The 18,564-nt window shown below is 53.2% G+C and carries 15 protein-coding genes; 5 read left to right on the forward strand and 10 right to left on the reverse strand.

Going from position 1 to position 18,564, the window contains the following annotated elements; all coding sequences use genetic code 11:
- Window positions 1–1,155 precede the first annotated feature (1,155 nt).
- On the forward strand, window positions 1,156–3,582 hold the full coding sequence (locus C2862_RS21170; protein ID WP_136222333.1) for a PAS domain-containing protein: 2,427 nt from the start codon (window positions 1,156–1,158) through the stop codon (window positions 3,580–3,582).
- Between the two features lie 224 nt (window positions 3,583–3,806).
- On the opposite strand, the gene C2862_RS21175 is transcribed toward C2862_RS21170, so the two are convergent.
- Both C2862_RS21175 and C2862_RS21180 read right to left on the reverse strand, forming a co-directional pair.
- On the reverse strand, window positions 3,807–5,309 hold the full coding sequence (locus C2862_RS21175) for a methyl-accepting chemotaxis protein (RefSeq protein WP_307723568.1): 1,503 nt from the start codon (window positions 5,307–5,309) through the stop codon (window positions 3,807–3,809).
- A 469-nt stretch (window positions 5,310–5,778) separates the two neighbouring features.
- On the reverse strand, window positions 5,779–6,870 hold the full coding sequence (locus C2862_RS21180; RefSeq protein WP_168710136.1) for a sensor histidine kinase KdpD: 1,092 nt from the start codon (window positions 6,868–6,870) through the stop codon (window positions 5,779–5,781).
- Between the two features lie 324 nt (window positions 6,871–7,194).
- Here C2862_RS21180 and C2862_RS21185 point away from each other — a divergent pair, with 324 nt between their 5' ends.
- Window positions 7,195–7,581, forward strand: a complete 387-nt coding sequence (locus tag C2862_RS21185) for a response regulator (RefSeq protein ID WP_136222337.1) — start codon at window positions 7,195–7,197, stop codon at window positions 7,579–7,581.
- A gap of 895 nt (window positions 7,582–8,476) precedes the next feature.
- Here the strand turns inward: C2862_RS21185 and C2862_RS26025 are convergent.
- The 3 genes from C2862_RS26025 to C2862_RS21200 form a co-directional block, all read right to left on the reverse strand.
- Window positions 8,477–8,674, reverse strand: coding sequence for a DUF2158 domain-containing protein (locus C2862_RS26025; protein WP_136222339.1), 198 nt, complete (start codon window positions 8,672–8,674; stop codon window positions 8,477–8,479).
- Between the two features lie 180 nt (window positions 8,675–8,854).
- Window positions 8,855–9,094 carry a hypothetical protein gene (locus tag C2862_RS21195; protein ID WP_136222341.1) on the reverse strand — a complete coding sequence of 80 codons (240 nt, stop codon included), beginning with the start codon at window positions 9,092–9,094 and terminating at the stop codon, window positions 8,855–8,857.
- Window positions 9,095–9,169: 75 nt separating this feature from the next.
- Window positions 9,170–9,448: a hypothetical protein gene (locus C2862_RS21200; protein WP_136222343.1), complete on the reverse strand. Its 279-nt coding sequence runs from the start codon at window positions 9,446–9,448 to the stop codon at window positions 9,170–9,172.
- Window positions 9,449–9,724: 276 nt separating this feature from the next.
- On the opposite strand from C2862_RS21200, the gene C2862_RS21205 reads away from it, so the two are divergent.
- Window positions 9,725–12,946: a PAS domain S-box protein gene (locus C2862_RS21205; protein ID WP_136222345.1), complete on the forward strand. Its 3,222-nt coding sequence runs from the start codon at window positions 9,725–9,727 to the stop codon at window positions 12,944–12,946.
- A gap of 248 nt (window positions 12,947–13,194) precedes the next feature.
- Here the strand turns inward: C2862_RS21205 and C2862_RS21210 are convergent, their stop codons facing one another.
- The 3 genes from C2862_RS21210 to C2862_RS21220 all read right to left on the reverse strand — a co-directional run bounded on the left by C2862_RS21210 (window position 13,195) and on the right by C2862_RS21220 (window position 15,613).
- Window positions 13,195–13,818, reverse strand: coding sequence for a hypothetical protein (locus C2862_RS21210; protein ID WP_136222347.1), 624 nt, complete (start codon window positions 13,816–13,818; stop codon window positions 13,195–13,197).
- A gap of 420 nt (window positions 13,819–14,238) precedes the next feature.
- The gene (locus C2862_RS21215) at window positions 14,239–15,429 is read right to left on the reverse strand and encodes a GGDEF domain-containing protein (protein WP_229467536.1); all 1,191 of its coding nucleotides are present in this window, start codon (window positions 15,427–15,429) and stop codon (window positions 14,239–14,241) included.
- Complete coding sequence (locus C2862_RS21220; RefSeq protein WP_136222351.1) at window positions 15,365–15,613, reverse strand: excisionase family DNA-binding protein; 249 nt, start codon at window positions 15,611–15,613, stop codon at window positions 15,365–15,367. The genes C2862_RS21215 and C2862_RS21220 overlap by 65 nt, the downstream gene beginning before the upstream one ends.
- Before the next feature lie 326 nt (window positions 15,614–15,939).
- Here C2862_RS21220 and C2862_RS21225 point away from each other — a divergent pair, with 326 nt between their 5' ends.
- The gene (locus tag C2862_RS21225; RefSeq protein WP_136222352.1) at window positions 15,940–16,359 is read left to right on the forward strand and encodes a hypothetical protein; all 420 of its coding nucleotides are present in this window, start codon (window positions 15,940–15,942) and stop codon (window positions 16,357–16,359) included.
- Window positions 16,359–16,805 carry a GAF domain-containing protein gene (locus tag C2862_RS21230; RefSeq protein WP_136222354.1) on the forward strand — a complete coding sequence of 149 codons (447 nt, stop codon included), beginning with the start codon at window positions 16,359–16,361 and terminating at the stop codon, window positions 16,803–16,805. The genes C2862_RS21225 and C2862_RS21230 overlap by 1 nt, the downstream gene beginning before the upstream one ends.
- Before the next feature lie 254 nt (window positions 16,806–17,059).
- Here C2862_RS21230 and C2862_RS21235 read toward each other — a convergent pair whose 3' ends face one another.
- The gene (locus C2862_RS21235) at window positions 17,060–17,620 is read right to left on the reverse strand and encodes a hypothetical protein (RefSeq protein WP_136222356.1); all 561 of its coding nucleotides are present in this window, start codon (window positions 17,618–17,620) and stop codon (window positions 17,060–17,062) included.
- Window position 17,621: 1 nt separating this feature from the next.
- A complete protein-coding gene (locus C2862_RS21240; protein ID WP_136222358.1) occupies window positions 17,622–18,359 on the reverse strand; it encodes a hypothetical protein in 738 nt (245 codons plus the stop codon).
- Between the last annotated feature and the right edge of the window lie 205 nt (window positions 18,360–18,564).

The following is an 18,564-nucleotide window of genomic DNA, read 5'->3' on the forward strand; positions in this document are numbered from 1 at the left end:
CTGAAAGTGCGAAACCTCTACTCCAAGCCAAATTAACTTGGAAGAAACCAAATTTTTACCAGTTAGTCAACAATCGCCATTTCGCTTACCTTTTCAAACACAAAAGGGCGACCGATAAAAAATCAAACCTAAATATGCTCCTGCAGCATAACATTTACTGAGCAGTCCCTATTGGGTAGAATTGGGGCAAGAGTTTGTAACAGGAATAAAAGATAGTTGAAGAAAGGTGGAAAGACGTAAGCCTTCGGCATTATTACTTTTAATTGATTGCACATGAACATACTAATTTAATGCAATCGCTTCATACTGCTCTGCTAGCATCTCGTGTGCGGCACTTATCCAAAATTTGCTAACATTTCCACCAATGTAGTTTCCGAAAATTAATGAGAATCTCTTCAGGAAGCATCTATGTCATACCGTGCACGAAGGGACCATCTAATGGCACAGAGAGTTGAAGTGGGAATCATATTCTTTGAAATGCTCGGCGAGGTGGATGCGGCCACCTATCTTCGGCAGGAAGGTGTTCCAGAGGAAATCATTCATCGCGTGCTACACATCCCTCATCTTCGTCGTCGTTGTCAAAGTTCATCTTTACAGAATTTGATCGGCCAACGCGATTGATGAACCGAATTTTTGTCCTGTATTTGACATATAAATTCAAAAATGACGCACACATTTTCGTACTCAGACATGGGAGCGCTTTACCACCCATCTACATTATCTTAGCCGGAACACCCTACAGCCGTTGCCACAGTTCAACAATACACTTGCTCACATCCGACGTCTTGCATTGCTACACCACATCATGTACGCTTACGCAATTTTGTCAATACATCAGTGCTTCCGAGGCTGAGTTTTGTTGCAGACCGATTGTTTTTTTTGCAATTTCAGCAAAAATTTGGCAAATTTTACAATGACGAACAAAGCATGCTGTTCTGCGTGCTGATCAGATCACCGTTACTCTTACAAGGTGCGGTGCAAAAAAACAAGCAGTCCTCAAGGCAAAATCTCGGCCGAACTCCTGGCGTACTTCACCGACTATTGCAAAAATGCAACTCTCCTCCGAAGGAGGAAGGTTGCGTTGGTCAGCTCTTCTGCAGCGCGACTATCAACTGTTTTGTCCTTAAGTGTTTAGCGACCGTAACGAGTGAATGAATGACGACTCAGCCTTATGACCCGGATACTGTGACTTTTCTCGCCGACGGCGGCGAGATGGGCATACTCATGCGTGCACACGATTGGGCTAATTCTCCACTTGGGGAACCCAGCACATGGCCTCAGTCATTGCGATCATTCGTCGGCCTGATATTAAATTCAAAATTCCCGATGTTTGTCGCATGGGGTACCGAACTTGCATTTCTCTATAACGATGCTTACGCTGAAATTCTTGGCGATAAACATCCTCTGGCGCTCGGTCGGCGCTTCGATGAAATCTGGTCTGAGATCTGGCATGACATTCATCCAATTGTTGAAAGTGCGATGGCTGGGCATGCTACGTACTTTGAAAATCTGCCTTTCACAATGAATCGAAAAGGGTACGATGAACAAACATGGTTCACGTTCTCATATTCGCCCCTGCGCGACGAAAATGGCACGGTTGCCGGTATGTATTGTGCTTGCACTGAAACGACGGCGCAAATGAATGCGGAGCGACTTCGGATCCAGGAGAACGAAAGTTTGCGTGACCTTTTCGAGCAGGCGCCTGGGATCATGGTTGTCTTCCGAGAACCCAGCCACGTCTTTGAGATCGCCAATGCCGCTTACCGTCAGTTGGTTGGAAATCGTGAACTGATCGGCAAGACTGTACGGGAGGCTTTACCGGAAATCGATGGACAGGGTTTTTTCGAGATGCTCGACCGCGTGTACACCACTGGTGAACCGGTACAGGGACGTGCAGCTCCGGTTCAACTACGGCGTGCATCCGATGGAGTGTGGGAAGAGCGCTTTTGCGACTTCGTCTATCAACCAATAAAGAATACGGCAGGCAAGGTCACCGGGATATTTCTCGAAGGCAGCGATGTGACCGAAGCGGTCAAGGCCCAGTCAGTCATACGTGAAAACGAAGAGCGCTTGCGCCAACTAGCCAATACGATTCCTCACCTTGCATGGATGGCCGACGCCGATGGTTGGATTCATTGGTATAACGACCGATGGTACGAGTACACCGGTACCACGCATGCGCAGATGCAGGGGTGGGGCTGGCAAAGCGTCCATGATCCGGACAAATTATCCGAGGTGATGGCTCAATGGACCGCGTCGATCAAGCTTGGCACGCCATTTGAAGCCACGTTCCCCTTGCGTGCCGCCAATGGCGAATATCGCACCTTCTTTACCTTGGCAGCGCCTTTACGCAACGCCGATGGAGAGATCCTTCAATGGTTTGGAACCAATACCGATGTGACAGGCATCGAGCAGGCCCAAGAGGAACTACGGGCATCGAATCGTCGCAAGGACGAATTCCTGGCGATGCTCGCACATGAGCTGCGTAATCCCTTGGCGCCGATCAGCTCCGCAGCCGAACTACTTAAGCTTAACGATTGCGAGGGCAACGTAGCACGACAGACGGGTGACATCATTTCGCGCCAGGTTCAGCATCTGACCGATCTGGTAGACGATTTGCTGGACGTATCGCGTGTAACCCGCGGTCTTGTCACACTTCAGAAAGAGGCCGTCGATATCAACGTTGTGCTTGACGATTCGGTCGAACAGGTACGCGCGCTCATCGATAGCAAGCGGCAGCATTTGAGCGTTTTCCCATCAAGAAAGAGTGTGCTGGTTGAGGGCGACCGGACCCGCCTGGTGCAGATTTTTGCGAACATTATCAACAACGCTGCTAAGTACACACCTGAACAGGGGTACATTGTCGTCCAATTGACTACGTTGGGTCATGAAGTCGAAGTTGTGGTTGAAGACAATGGTATCGGTATTTCACAAGACTTGATTGCTCATATATTCGACTTGTTCACCCAAGCAGAACGTTCGCCCGACCGATCGCAGGGAGGACTTGGCCTTGGACTTGCACTTGTTAAGAGCCTGACGGAGCTACACGATGGCAGCGTCTCTGTCACTAGCGCCGGCCCGGGCCGCGGAAGTCGGTTTGCCGTTAGGTTGCCACTGGTCGAGCAAGTGGACGCCGAGCCAGCCCTGCCGAGTCAGCCATCGAACGTCGTACAGTCGAGCGACCGTTTGCGCTTGATGGTCGTTGACGATAACGTCGACGCCGCAGAGGTACTTGCGCTCCTTCTGGAAACAGTTGGGCACGACGTTGTCGTCGAACACAGCGCATTAAGAGCGCTTGCGCGTGCACGCGAACTTGCACCGCAGCTCATTTTCCTCGATATCGGCTTGCCCGACGTGGACGGCTACGAGCTGGCCCGGCGCCTGCGCGCAATGCCTGAGACGGCGCAGGCAGTCCTTGTTGCCGTTACCGGATATGGACAAGCGCAGGATATGGAACGGACCAAGGCTGCGGGAATCGACCATCACCTGGTCAAGCCAGTCAAACTTGCGTCGATTTTGTCTTGTTTGCCCACGTTAGAGCATTTTGAGAGCAACGACGACGCGAGCGCGTCTTCCACCTGAAACGACCACGGCCATGCAGCCAGGCCAACGTCTTTTACGTTTGCCTGATGCGTAATGCACGTTGCCTGCATCGTCTTGGCTGGCGCACGGCCGTTGCCGCTCGTGCGCCAGTTTTTCCTGTTTACGTTACAGCACTAAAGCGTCGATTCTCGAAGGAAGAACGCGGTATTACGAAGCGCGTATATTCCCTGCGAGGTGACCCGACAAGCTCGACGCCATGCCTTTTAGGCATATTGCAAAAGCGTTTTATGTGAAGGGGCGATTTCGGTTGCTTGACTATGCTCGTTACGCTTAATTTCGTTGGACGGACCGATCTGGAAGGTGTCGACAAGAGAGCCGAGTTGACGCGCCTGTTCCTGCATGGACTCAGCCGCGGCGGCGGCTTGCTCAACGAGTGCGGCATTTTGCTGCGTGACATGATCCATCTGGACAATGGCCTGGTTCACCTGTTCGATGCCGGCACGCTGCTCATCGCTGGCCGTAGCGATTTCGCCAATCAAGCCGCTTACCCGTTTGATGCTGTCGACCACTTCATTCATCGTCGCGCCGGCCTGGTCGACCAGGCGCGTGCCAAGGTCCACCTGTCCAACCGACTCGGTAATTAAATCTTTGATGTCTTTCGCCGCCGCTGCAGAACGCTGCGCCAGGGTACGCACTTCGCCTGCCACCACGGCAAAGCCTCGTCCTTGCTCGCCAGCCCGGGCTGCCTCCACGGCCGCGTTCAACGCGAGGATATTGGTCTGGAATGCAATGCCGTCAATCACGGTGATGATGTCGGCGATCTTGCGCGAGGACGCGTTGATGGAACCCATCGTGGTCACGACGTCTGCCACAGCCGCACCGCCGCGCTCGGCTGTCTCGGACGCTTTCGTCGCCAGGTGACTTGCTTGCCGGGCATTGTCGGCATTATGCTTGACGGTTGACGTGATCTCTTCCATCGATGAGGCCGTCTCCTCCAAGGAACCTGCTTGCTGCTCGGTACGTGAGGAAAGATCCTGATTACCCGAATTGATCTCACTGGAGGCGACAGCGATCGTATTGGTGCTTTGCCTAACGCGTGTAACGATATCGAGCAAGGACGCATTCATGTCCTTCAATGCGCTCATCAGCTGCCCCGTTTCGTCCTTCGAATGCACGTTGACGTCGGCGCTCAGGTCGCCTTTGGCAACACGCTTGGCAATACGCACAGCGTATTCCAAAGGCCCGGTGATATTGCGGGCAAGCCACAATGCGATAACGGTCGCAGCAACTGCGGCGCCTACGCCTCCCCCGGCGAGCGTCCAGCTCATCAAACTAGACAAGCTGTTGACAGTGTTGCCTCGCTCACTCATCAGAGCTGCCTCTTCGGCCTTGATGTCGGCAAGGAGCTTGCGCATCGCGTCCATGGCCTGCTTACCCTTGCCGCTTTGTTCAAACGTCACCATCGCAGTCAAGTCGGCATCGTTTGCGTTCTTGCGCAAAGCGATACCCGGGTCGATCGCGGTATCGATCCACAGCCGCGCTAGAGCGGCCACGCGCTGCAGGCGCTCTTGCTGACGTGGATTGTCTGCCGTCAGCTTTTGAGCAGCTTCAATATGGGTAATGAATGCAGTCTTGCCAGTCGTGTATGGTTCCAATGAAGCGTCTTGGCCGGTCAAGGCGAAACCACGCTCCCCGGTTTCGATATTGAGTAGACTGGTCAAGGCCTTGTCGACTTCCCCCATGACTTGATAGGTATGAACGTTCATATCGTTGGCTGCGGCCAGACGAGAGAAACTGATGTAAGACAGACTGATTACGACAACTAAAAGGGTGACGACTGCGGCGAAACCGAGATGAAGACGCACACGGATTGATAAATCAGAAAGGCGCATAATGAACGGACGAGAGTCGGACAAGAGTGATATTTACCGGAGCGGCACGGCGCCCCCGCTGAGTAATTTCCAAGTGGAAATATACACCCACGTCTTTAGCTTTCGCTGCATTTTCGACAGATCCGTCAGCTTCTTGCCACAGCTACTAGTAATTTAGCAATGTAAATTGCGAAAAATTGTCAAGCTTATAGTGGATGGAAAACAAACTTGGCAAAAAAAGGGCTCCACCGGGGTGGAGCCCAACTTGCCGATGTACACCTGGCTACGATAGACAATCAAAGGATACAGGTCATGCTGGGACGATTGCAACGCACCTGTAGCTTCTTTACATTACAAGGTGTTGTCATGGGGTTGAAGACTGAACGTAGGGCCGGCAATCAACTGGTATATCGATGAGAAACGTCGTGCCGGTCTCTGTAGAGCTGTCGACTGCGATGCTGCCGCCATGGCTTTCCGCGACGTTCTTGACAAAGGCCAGGCCAAGCCCCCACCCCACTTTGGACGACATCGTCTGCTCACGCGCTAGGTAGTCAAATATTCGCATCTGGTGTTCCTTCGGAATGGGATTGCCGGTGTTGTGAACCGATAGCATCAACCGTCCCCGAGCTTCTACTGCCATGAGCTCGATACCGCGGCCATCGCCATACGCCTGTCCATTATTGATCAGGTTTTCAAGTGCACGTCGCATGAGGTTACGAGACCAAAAGCCTTTAATGGACTCCACATTGGCGCGAATGTCGATACCGTGTGGCTGAGCGTAAGCTTCGCGCACCTCCTGGATCAATTCTGCGACGTCAAATTCCGACACCGTCAAGGCCAGCTTCTCGCCGGTGTTCGTAGTTAGCGCGTCGAGCAGGTCGGCCATCATCTGTTCCAGGCGCTCGGCACTGGTTGCAATTTTTTGGGCAGCGCGCTTGGCCGCGTCCAAGTCAGGTAATGCCTGGATCAATTCGGCGCCATTGGCGATGATCCCCAAGGGCGTTCTCATATCATGCGACAAGGCTGCCGCCAATTTGCGTTGCAGTTCGCTTTGAATCATCGTAAATTCGCGAATCGCTTCCCGAATCGCCGTGTTGATCGAGCGATCGATGATGGCCCAGTCGGCAACTGTCAATTCGACTTGTCCTGCCGCTTCGACAACAATCGACTCGCGTAGGATCTGATACTCATGCACCACCTGGTCGGCCCCGAAAGACGTCATGCGGGCTCGCTCCCCGCCGTGGGCGGAGGCGGCGTTGTTGCCGCTTGTTGCATTCTTGCGAGGATAGTTAGGGCTAAGAGCTTCTGCGATGTTATCGAAAAACGCCGGGATGGTATTGGTGATAACGGGACTTCGCAATGCATCAGCGCCGTCGATACGCGAGCGAATCTCGTGCTCCCAACGGGTCATGACCTTGTCACGCACCGCCAGAAACTGTTGGGCGGTCGTCGACAAAAGCCGATCATTAGAATTTTGGTCGGTTGCTAATGACATATAATTAATGAGTATTAGGCAACCATGACGGTGCCGAATGGACAATGAATCGACACCTTGGCAAGCCTTGGTGCCGATGCGAGGGCGGGGGCGACAGTAAGTCACTTTCTCCATTTTACACTGGATCGCCATGGCCACGACCTACGCTCAGGCTGGCCCGTCGAGATTTAACAATTTAGCGCCTCGCACGCAACACTTACCGCTACGGCAGCGGTGCGCTGTATAATGAATCGTACGGACACAAAATCAGGTTTTCACCATATCGCCTGCTAAAAGGGCAACGTTATGAATCAGCAAACGCTTTCTCGCCGTGTTTTGGTTGTGGACGACAATGCCGACGCGGCGCAACTGGTCGCCGATTTCATGTCGCTTAAAGGGTATGTCGTCGCAATAGCGAACGGCGGTCGCGAAGCGTTGGAGACGGCGGAAAAATTCACGCCGGATGTGATTTTTCTCGATATTGGCATGCCTGGAATGGACGGCTATGAGGTCGCTACTGCTTTGAGGAAGGCAGCGACGCTTCCGACGCCGCGCATCATCGCATTAACCGCGTGGGGTGATGCGGCCTCACGAGAGCGTACGGCCGCATGCGGCTTTAACGCCCATCTCGTCAAACCGGCCCGTCTCGAAAGTTTGCTCAGCGAAGCGATCCTGGACGCTTCACCACATTAAAAGCGAAGCGCTCGGCCTTTTTGAACAATGTATTGATCATCTTGCGCATTGTTCCTACAAGCTATCGATGTATCGCATCGCGTGCCTCCTGGCTTTATGTAGCGCCGCTTGCGCATTAGGTGCGCGCTGTGTCCTCGAGCGCGTAAGCGTTCCTGAATCGATCGTGTAACTCCATCCCCACTTGTCTTGCCTTTCGCCGGCACCATGGGCGAACACTGCTACGTCGTGTCCCTTGTAGTTAAATGCGTCATCAGCCATCTGGTTGTTTTAAGCGAAATCGTTTCTCGTTTCCTTAGCCCTGCACGTCGATGTTCTCTACTATGCTACACGCTCTCATCGTGGGCATCTCCCATCCATCGTCAAGACAATCTATCTGTCTTCATCGCCGCGCCAGAACATCTAGCCGCGCCATGATAAATGCGCGCAAAAATGAGGATAGTCACAAGCACGGTCTCGTTTCGGCCGGATTCGATACGCATGACTAAAAGTCCGTCGCAACTGCTGCCTCATCTGGATTCGTCATCTTCCATATAAACCATACGTACAAGGCACGTCGACCTACATGCGCAGCGCTTGCAGACCCTCATGTCTGACCGATGGTTTTTATCTTATACACGCTGCCAATGAAGCTCTGATTCCCGTTCCCAGGCGATTGATCTGGAACGCCAAAGTACTCTTTTAGCTCAAGAGGCTTACTACGAGTAAAAAGTATGGCATCGATTTGGGGCAAGGCCGTCAATCGTGACTACCTGGGTTATCTACCACCTCGAAAAACTGACTGGAAGCAGTTTTGTTACGTGTTCTTGCTATCAACGCAGTGCCTTTAGCGATGCGCCGCCAAGAACAACATCAGCAGTGCTAGCGTGCATGTGCCACACGCACATTGTTTGAAAAACTAACTTTGCGATGCATTCGCCCTTTGCACACTGACCAAGGCGGCGGCGTCGAATATCGCACTGCGCCTTCTACGTTTGTCATCGAACCAGACGCAATCGACGCCGTTGACTGCAACGGGACTGAAGTTCCCTGTTCGTCGCACTGTCATGAGCTGATCACTGTTCTTTAGTCGAACCGTCATGCCTTTCTCGAGCATTTGCCTCTCTCCGTCACTTCAATTCATCGGTACTATAGTTGCTATTGATGAAATAGGTGTGACATGGAAAGCATTCGTGTGACACATTGTTGGGCTAGCTCGGGCGAGTCAAGCAGACATCTGGTACAGGACGCCCGCATTGGACGCATTGACCTATCCGATTTCAATAGGGTAGCTGCTTCATCGATGCTGCCGCGCTGATACTGCATCGATCACATACTGGTACAAGCGTGCAGTGGAAATCATGTCGTCATCGGTCATGGTCCCGCAAATGAAGGCGCGTTGGATTCTTTCCATGACCAGGTCAGGCACGCCGAAAAGGTCGTTGAAGCGATTGACCTGCTGCAGCCGTTGTTCAACGTCGCCAAGTTGCTGGCCAGTCGTTTTCGTACTTGGCAAAACAGGCGCATGATCGTACATGAGGGTCTTTCGTGGAGGTATTCATTAATTGTACGATAACAATTGCCTACTCACCGCTTCGTAAACTAGCAACGCTCAGGCAATGATGCCCGTTGCCGTTACATGTCCATGCCATTCTTCACCGAGCCAATTGATATACGTGCATTCAAGGCCGCTTATACCAAATTGAGCCAGGACATCGTCAGCCGTCCATTGGCCAGCCTTCATTTCTGGCAAATTACAATCTGGAAACTCATGCATGATCACCGTTTGTACGATGACTCTTGCAGTCCAACGACGCGCAAGAACGTCTAGAAGAAGCTCCCGCGGTTCGTGTTGCCCCACGAGCGTATAGGTCAGGCGGAAGATGTCCATTGTGCCCTCCAAGTGTACTGACAGCTCCATTGATGCCACGTACTAAATTACTCATCTTTAAAAAAATCTTAACCCTGGGCGTCGTCATTGTCAGGTGTGGGAGCGCTGATTATGCAGCTGGCATGCGAAGTGTTGGATGCGGCCGACAGTGGTATCTGGCATGCATAAATCAGGCATGCCGTTGAGCTTGAAGTTGAACAATGCGTGAGGTCAACCTTGAGACTTGGGAATCATTCACCAGTACAATAGCGCCTTCGAACAAACGTTGGATCTCCCATGGCCTCAAGTACGCTGAACTTCCTCGACGGTGGCGGAACAACCGCAGAACTCATTCGCGCCTTTCCCTGGAGCGCAACGGAGCTTGGGCCAATCGAGACCTGGCCAAGCGGCTTGAAAACGGTTGTCGGGGTACTCCTTCGCTCGCCCGTTCCCATCGTCACCTTGTGGGGCCTGGACGGCTACATGATCTACAACGACGCCTATTCGGTCTTTGCCGGCGGACGCCATCCACAACTGCTTGGATCGAAGGTGCGCGAAGGGTGGCCGGAAGTTGCATCGTTCAACGACAACGTCATGAAGGTTGTCATGACAGGCCAGACGCTGAGCTACGTGGAGCAGGAGTTGACGCTGCATCGAAGCGGCAAACCCGAGCCTGTGTGGATGAACTTGGATTATTCGCCGATTACCTACGAGAACGGCGATATCGCCGGCGTCATTGCCGTGGTGATCGAAATGACGGCCAAAGTCAAAGCGGAGCGGCATATCCAAGGTGAGCGCGCTCGACTCTCGGCCATGTTCGAACAGGCGCCAGGTTTCATGGCACTGCTGACAGGTCCAGAGCATCATTTTGACTTGGCCAACAGCGCTTTCCAGGAACTGATCGGGAATCGACACTGGAACGCTCAACGTGCTCGCGACGTCTTGCCGGAATTGGATCAGCAGGGCTACTTCGACATACTCGATGAGGCTTATGGGACAGGCGTTGCCATTACTGGCCAGGCGACACCATTTCAGCTCGACCAGGCCGATGGTGCGCCGGGCCCCTTGCGTTACCTTGACTTCGTTTATCAGCCGCTGAAGGATCCCAACGGCGAAGTCTTCGGCATTTTCGTTGAAGGATCGGACGTGACCGAACGTGTCCGTGCCGAGTCTGCCTTGCGCGAAAGCGAAGCGAAGTTCCGCGCCTTTGCGCAAGCGATGCCGCACCATGTGTGGACGGCGCCGGCCAATGGCCAGCTCGACTGGTTCAACGACCGCGTCTATGAATATACCGGTGTTGCCGAAGGCAGACTCGATGGCGATAGCTGGGGTGACATGGTTCATCCCGACGATATCGAGTTCGTCGGACAGCGTTGGAATGAATCGGTCTTAACCGGCGCCCTGTACGAAGTGGAGTTTCGTATCCGCCGTCATGACGGCGTCTACCGTTGGTACCTCGTGCGCGCCATGCCCATGCGCGACCAAGCTGGACAAGTAGTTCGCTGGATCGGTAGCAATACCGATATCGAAGAGCAAAAAACGACCTCGCAAGCGCTCGTTCATCTGAATGCGACCTTGGAAGAGCAGGTGTCGGTTCGTACCGCCGAACGCGACCGGATCTGGCGCCTGTCAAAAGACATCATGCTCGTTGCCGACTTGAATTCGCAGCTTAGCGCAGTCAACCCGGCATTTACATCCACTCTCGGCTGGCGAGAAGGCGATGTGATCGGCACGTCATTCCTTGACCTCGTCCATCCTGATGACGTGCAACCCACGATCGAGCAAATCAGCTCGCTCACCAGTGGCGCACATGTTTTCCGTTTCCAGAACCGCTACCGCCGCAAGGATGGCAGCTACTGTACGCTTTCCTGGACTGCCGTTCCCGACACCAACTTCATTCACGCAATCGGTCGGGACATTAGCGCCGACCTTCAGCAAGCTGAAGCGATGCGTCGAACCGAAGCTGCCCTACAGCAGGCGCAGAAGATGGAAACGATCGGCAAGCTAACCGGAGGCGTTGCGCACGACTTCAATAATTTGTTACAGGTCATCTCAGGCAACTTGCAGCTGATGGCGCAAGACGTGTGCGACATGCCGCTTGTACATCGGCGCGTTGAGAATGCGCTTGCCAGTGTCGAACGGGGGGCAAAGCTTGCCAGTTCACTGCTATCGTTTGCGCGCAAGCAGCCCCTTGAGCCGAAAGTTGTGAAGGTCAGCCGGCTCATCATGGGCATGGAAGACATGCTGCGACGCAGCCTCGGAGAGGAAATCGAAATGGAAACGGTCGTCTCCGGTGGTCTTTGGAGCACGGCGGTCGATGTCGCCCAACTCGAAAATGCAATCCTTAATCTCGCCATCAATGCGCGCGACGCGATGGACGGTCGTGGCAGGCTGACCATCGAGGTCAACAATGCCTTACTTGACACCGCTTACTGCGCCTCTCACCCCGACGTCGCCCCAGGCCAATACGTCGCTATCGCTGTCAGCGATACCGGTAGCGGCATGTCGCCCGAGGTGCTGCGCCAAGCATTCGAGCCATTCTTCTCGACAAAAGCGGAAGGTAAAGGCACTGGACTTGGTTTGTCGATGGTGTATGGCCTGGTAAAACAGTCCGGTGGCCACATCAAGATTTATAGCGAGCTTGGCGAAGGCACGACCATCAAACTTTACTTGCCTCGCTCGCTTGAGACGGAAGATACCTACGCAAGCCTTGAAACGCAGCCAGTCATCGGTGGCAGCGAGACGGTGCTTGTGGTGGAAGACGACGACGCCGTACGGGCCACCGCGGTGGACATGCTCACAACGTTGGGCTATCGCGTCCTGAAGGCCAATCATGCGACGGCGGCCTTGACGGTGATCGATAGCGGTATTCATGTCGACCTGCTCTTTACCGATGTTGTCATGCCCGGACCGCTTCGCAGCCCCGAGATGGCCCGCAAGGCAAAAGAGCGTTTGCCTGGGTTGGCCGTGCTGTTCACCTCCGGCTACACCGAGAACGCAATCGTGCACGGCGGACGCCTTGACCGCGGCGTGGAATTGATCGGCAAACCCTACACCAAAGAAAGTCTTGCGAGGAAAATCCGGCATGTGCTGGCTAATGAACAGCAACGGCAAGCCGAAAAGCCCCAGCACGTGCAGCCCGATACGCAAGTGCAGACCTCGCGCGCCAAGTTGAAAGTGCTGCTTGTAGAGGACGATCAGGATATCCGCGAAAACACCCGCGACATGATTCAATTTCTAGGCTACGACGTCATGGCGGTCGGCACTGCGGAAGACGCGATGGAGCATCTTACCCTGGACATCGATATTCTTGTTTCGGACTTGCAGTTACCCGGCATTCAGGGGGACGATCTGATCCAACTAGCCAAGGCAAGAGTGCCGCACTTACGCGTCCTGTTAGCAAGCGGGCTTGGCAGCGCGAATCTGCCAGGCGTGGACGCATTGCCGAAACCATATAGTCTTGACACACTGCGTACTAAGTTGCTTGGGGCGCACAACCTATCAAATCAAGGCGCGTAAGCAGCGAAAAGAGCTTGCCAAGGATTCATCGGCGACCTGTGCGACCCTGCTTGTGATAACACCGGTTGTAGAGTGTTCGTTAGCAAAATGTTCGGTCGTGACCCTGTAAAACGTGCGACATCGACAAGTCTGCTCGGTTATATTCATGCGGTGCTGCAGGTTTCTCCTTGAGCCCGCTTAACTGAGCACCTTCAACCCGGCGTGATTGCCGGGTTTTTTTATCTATCGAAGTTGCAACGCTTCGCCTGTCAGCTGCCAAATTCCAGCTCATCGTTAAGTTGTGGGCGCCAGTAAGGCGGATACAGTGAGCTCTTTTGTATCTCAGCAGCATACCAGTCGATATGAATAACATCGGGATAGCTCGATACTGGGATAACCTGCCCAGGCTTAAACACAATCATGATGGATGAGGGACGTTTGCGCTCGACATCGTCGCTGTTATACACCTGAACAGAAACAAACACAGGCGCGGGCGAGCTGTTCCTTAACGCCGGCAGGTCGCCGTGAAATACATCATCATGAATTTGGGCTCTTGCGTCCATCGAACCATGACGCGGACTTTCCTCGACCGTTAGAAGCTCAATGTAGCCCGTTTCGCCTCTCTCGAAGAAGAGCACATTGACCCTCCAGCCTGGCGACCGGGCACTATTGACCCGAAATTTAAACGTATCTTGCTGAACACGTGAGCGCGTGCGTCGCACGGTAGCGAGCTTTGGCGCATCCACATTATTTAAAAGCCGAAAGACATCGGTGTTGTACAGCATCGACACGCCATTCATCGGCGGTACAGTTAAACAGTGGCCTAGCGGAATTTCAGGATGTTCGCCCTGTAGGTTGCAACGGTGGCTTGGAAAAAACGGTAACTCATGCATGTTTCACTCCTCTGGCAAGAGTAAAGCGTCGAACGATTAAATTGTGCTAAACGTCAGCCTGCTACCAAGTGTTACATGAGGATTATGCACCCGTATAAAATCGTCACCTAATCTATATTTTTTTGTCTTGCATTTACCACAAATCTGTAACGAAATAATGCTGCCTGCACATATTTTCATCGGAACGATCTTCCTTGCGCACCCGAGCGAAACTGTGGATGCAATTAAACGAAAATTTCCTGATTACATTTCTTGAATGGTATAAGAAGAATTTAGTAGGAGCATCTTTTCCTAGCTTGGACCTAGTGGAAAGCTATTTCTCTAAAATAATATGAAAGAAGATTTGCGGGATCGATTTGAATCTACCGAGTAGGCGACACATCCCTTGCTCATAGTGCAATGAAAGAAAAGACGAGGTGCCTATGCGTAGATCCATTCCTGTGGCTCTGCTATGGATACTGCCGACATCCGATTCCTTCCAGCGGCTTTTGACTGGTACAGAGCCGTATCGGCTGCTGTCAAGAACGCGCTTAGCGATTCTTCGCCTTGACCAAACGTCACCGCGGTTGCAACGCCAATGCTGACGGTAACTTTCTGGTTAGGACTGAACGCATGCGCAATGTTCAAGTTGGCAATAGTGTTCAAGACGCGTTCAGCGACAGCCTTGGCACCACAAGCGTCAGTCGCCGGGAGCAAGACAACGAATTCCTCGCCTCCATAACGCGCCGGCAAGTCCGTTTCACGCGTTACTTGGGCAGAGAGCGCCTTTGCAACCTGACGCAGACAAGCATCTCCCGCAGGGTGACCGTAATGGTCGTTGTACTGCTTAAAGTGATCGACATCAATCATCAAGAGCGACACGGGCGCATTGCTTCTTTTTGCGCGCGCGTACTCCCGGCTCAGCGCACTATCGAATGCCCTTCGGTTGGCCAGTTGAGTCAATCCATCTTTCAATGCCAGTGCGGACAGCTCACTATTGGCCTGTGCCAAACCATCACTAACGAGATGAAGTTGCGTTTCAAGCCGCTCCCTGATGGCAAGCTGGTTTAATAACTTCGTTCCTCCCCATGACAGTAGTGCGATAAAGAACACCAGGCTCCCAATGAGCTGTACTGCAGAGTTGCGCCAGCCGGCATAGATGTCATCGGACGAATGCGCCGCAGCGACAATAAGCGGGAAGCCCTCGAGATGGCGGTAACTGTAGAGCCGTTCGACGTTATCGATCTTGGCCGTAAGCAGTGACGTCCCCGCGTTGCCATGTGTGCGATAAAGCTTCATGAGTGGGCCGGTTGACACGTCTCGGCCAATGATTTGCTCAGAAAAAGGTCGCCGGTAATACAAGATGCCCTCATCGGACGCGAGCAACACGGTGCCGGCCTGACCGACGTCTAGCTTGCTGTAAGCGCTTTCGAAAAAATCAAGCTTGATCGTTGCCAGTGCAACACCGGCAAATGTGCCATCTTCATGCTCGAGCCTCCGCGACACAGGGATGATCCAGATGCCTGTTGACCTGCTACGGATCGGCGCACCAACACGTGTGGTGCGATCAGCATGCGAGCGGTGGGAGATACTCTGGATCGATTTGGGGTGCCGGCAAAATCGCTTCGTCAACGCAGGTCCTGTCGGTCTGTCTTCGATCCCATTTATACAAGAAGCTCTTTCGAGTACGACGATGACCGCCAACAGTTTTCCAAGACGCGATCACGCCCTCGTCCATCAAAAGTTGGATAGTACTTCTGGACATGCCAAGCAGTTTTGCAGCTTCACTGCTGGTGAGAATAGGATCCTTGACCATGAATAACAGACAATGTTCTGCTTCCGGGTCTTGTAGTATAGCCGATGACCTACGGCGCTCTTACGACGATTCTATGCGTGGACTCGTCGTTGTCACTGTTCGTTAGCTCTTTGCCTTGATTGACGATTAACAAGCGCAAACGCGAGGGTGGCGGCAAACCAACAAATGCCGGATTTGCCGATTTGTCCATAGACTTATGTCCCATGGGAAACTATGATCATACAAATCCTCACTAAATCTCACACTCGATCTACATGGCTCCGATGTCTGTCTACCGCCAATTGCAAGAGCTCAGTGACAAAAAACGTCCCGTGGCACGACTTGTCGTGGCAGCGCTGCTCGTAGCTTCTGTTTTGGCATGTACATTCGCTGTCTGGGAACTATGGACATCCAGACGCGACCGCCTCGAAAGCGCGGCCGTTGCTACGTCAAATATGGCGCGTATCCTGGCCTTGCATGCGCAGACAACATTCAAAGCGGCCGATCTCGTCCTGGAAGACATGGTTGAGCGTGCAGAGCGTGAGCAACTAGGTGCTTCTGCTCGAGACCGGTTACGTGATCATCTGGAGCGCGTCGCTGGCAAGGCGCGGGAATTGCACGGCCTTTTTGTCTATGATGAACACGGTGAATGGGTGTCCACTTCCCTGGGGCGACCTGTTAAAGCAAATAATTCGGATCGCGAGTACTTCAAGTATCACCCTCCACGGCTGCTTATCCGCTCTCTCAGGACGAAGCCGAGCGCCTGATGGCGGTAGAGGCTTCAAAGATGGCCAATGTTCATCCTGACGCTAACATGGCACGTATTGCACACCTTGCCTCACTGGCGACGAATTCACCGATCGCGCTTGTATCGATCCTAAGTTCAACGATTCAATGGTGCAAAGCCTCGTTAGGACTACCGATCGTCCAAACCAAAAGGGAATGGAGCTTTTGTACCTACACCATCCTGCAAAGCGTTCCTTTTATTGTCGAAGATGCAAGGAGAGATACGCGCTTTAACACCTCTCCATTAGTGCTGGCAGGTTCCAAGGTGTCCTTCTACGCTGGAGTAGCCTTGCACGATAGGGATGGGATGGCCATCGGGACACTATGCGTGATGGATCGTGAGCCACGCAAATTGCGCGTCGCAGAACTGGACGCCCTTGTCGACTTGGCAGCCATTGCCAGTAAACATCTCGCTTCAAGCGAATAGCAAATCGCCGGCAGCGCGCAAAGCTGAGGTAATCAAAAGAGCGCGTACAACTCATATGGTTTTGCCGCGACGAGTGCGCCCCGCTCTGCCACGTTAAAAGCGCCTGACAAAACAGCCAGGACTGCGTTGCAGCGCCTCGCCATACCCTCGTACTGCCTTCGGCGCTGCGCCTTGCCCTGACAGCTTTGTTAGGCACTCTACAGCGGGTGAACCGAGGGTCCGGATGATGTGGCCAGATGAGGCGACGCCCCAAGCTAGTAGCCCTTGATTACTTTCAGCCCGCGGCCTTGAATCTTTGCCGACTCATCAATGCGTATGCAAAGACGCGCGGCACCAGCAGAGTCAACGCAAGGCTGAACGTTCGCACGAGCCCCATCATACGTCAGCTTTGAGAGCGTCGCTTCTAACTGAGCCTTCTCCATGCGCATGGCAACGATCTGGTCGTGATTTGGCAGTATCCAGAACGCCAAGGCAGCAACTCCCGTAGCAAATGCAGCGATCACGATAAGGGCACCGCCATAGATATTCTGGCGAGCTAGCTTTGTCGCTTCTTCATAGGCCTTGGCAGCACGATCAGCATGGGCATTGGCGTTTGTCCAGCGCGATGCAATTGCTGTGGCGGCCTTGGCAGCCGCATCGGGCAGTTTCTCATCAAGACGGAGGGCGATCGCCTCGGGTAATCGCTCGCAGCTAAGTTCAAGCGTTGCGGCAGCTTGGGAGACTTTAGCGTGAGTAGCCTGTGCATGATCAAAATTTTTCTTGGCCGCGTTCCAAAGCGAATAAATAACTTGCGACGTCGTTGGTTGCTCACTCATATCAGCGTCCCGGTGGTTTCATGGATGGCCCCGTGCGCTGTAATGTCAGCTCGGCCGCCTGCTCACGCCCCTGCTCAATTGCGAGCGTTATCTGCTGCTCTTGGTTGATTTGATGACCATACTGAAGATTCAGGTCACGAATATCGGACAGCGCAATGAACTCGAGCTTTCCCTGCGGGGTGACGTGAACCATCAGTCCCGCTCCGGAAGCATCGCTGGCGCTTGCCAGTTCGCCAACCAACTGCAAGTATTGACTAACCTGTGGGGCAGTTGGCTCAACGTCAGAAGGGCTCAACGCGCTAGATGTGAACTGGTCGATGTAATCGGCCATGGATACCTGCGTCGCACCCGCATGTCCCATGTCCACAAAAGGTGACAATCGCAGATCGATCCCCCGCCCAGGGTGACCCACAATCTCGGCGAACCAGTGTACTTGCCGGGAAACAGGGAGAAACTGAGGATGGTCAGCAAGGACATCACGAAGCGCGTCGCGCTTGATGATGTCCTTTGAACGATCGGCGTTCTCCCTTTTGAACTCAAGCAAGCGACACACCCCAGGGAAAGTGAGCCATACATCTGCAAGGAGGGGATCCAGAGGTGTCTGCTGCGTGTTGTTGATGCTCGCAGCGGGAATGTGAAGGTCGGCTTTGCGGCCAAGCGAGACACCCATTCCGTATAGAAAATTACCGATGACAATATTTTCGTAGGGTGTACGCAGGATTTTTTTCGAAAAAGTCACTTGGTCTATGGTGTTATAAGCAGGTCTCATTGTCTCATGATTGCCGCCAAGTAACACCAGAGGCGGTCCTACATTGCTTTTTTTCGTTTTCTGGCCGTGACTATGATGTGGCTTCTTGCGGTTGCCACTCACCTGAGCGGTGAAGCAATTGTTACTACTCAGGACTGAAGCGCACCGCGTCTAGGCAATTAACAAATTGGCCCGG

The sequence above is a fragment of the Massilia sp. Mn16-1_5 genome, from assembly GCF_004798585.1.
In the GTDB taxonomy this organism is placed as follows: domain Bacteria; phylum Pseudomonadota; class Gammaproteobacteria; order Burkholderiales; family Burkholderiaceae_D; genus Telluria.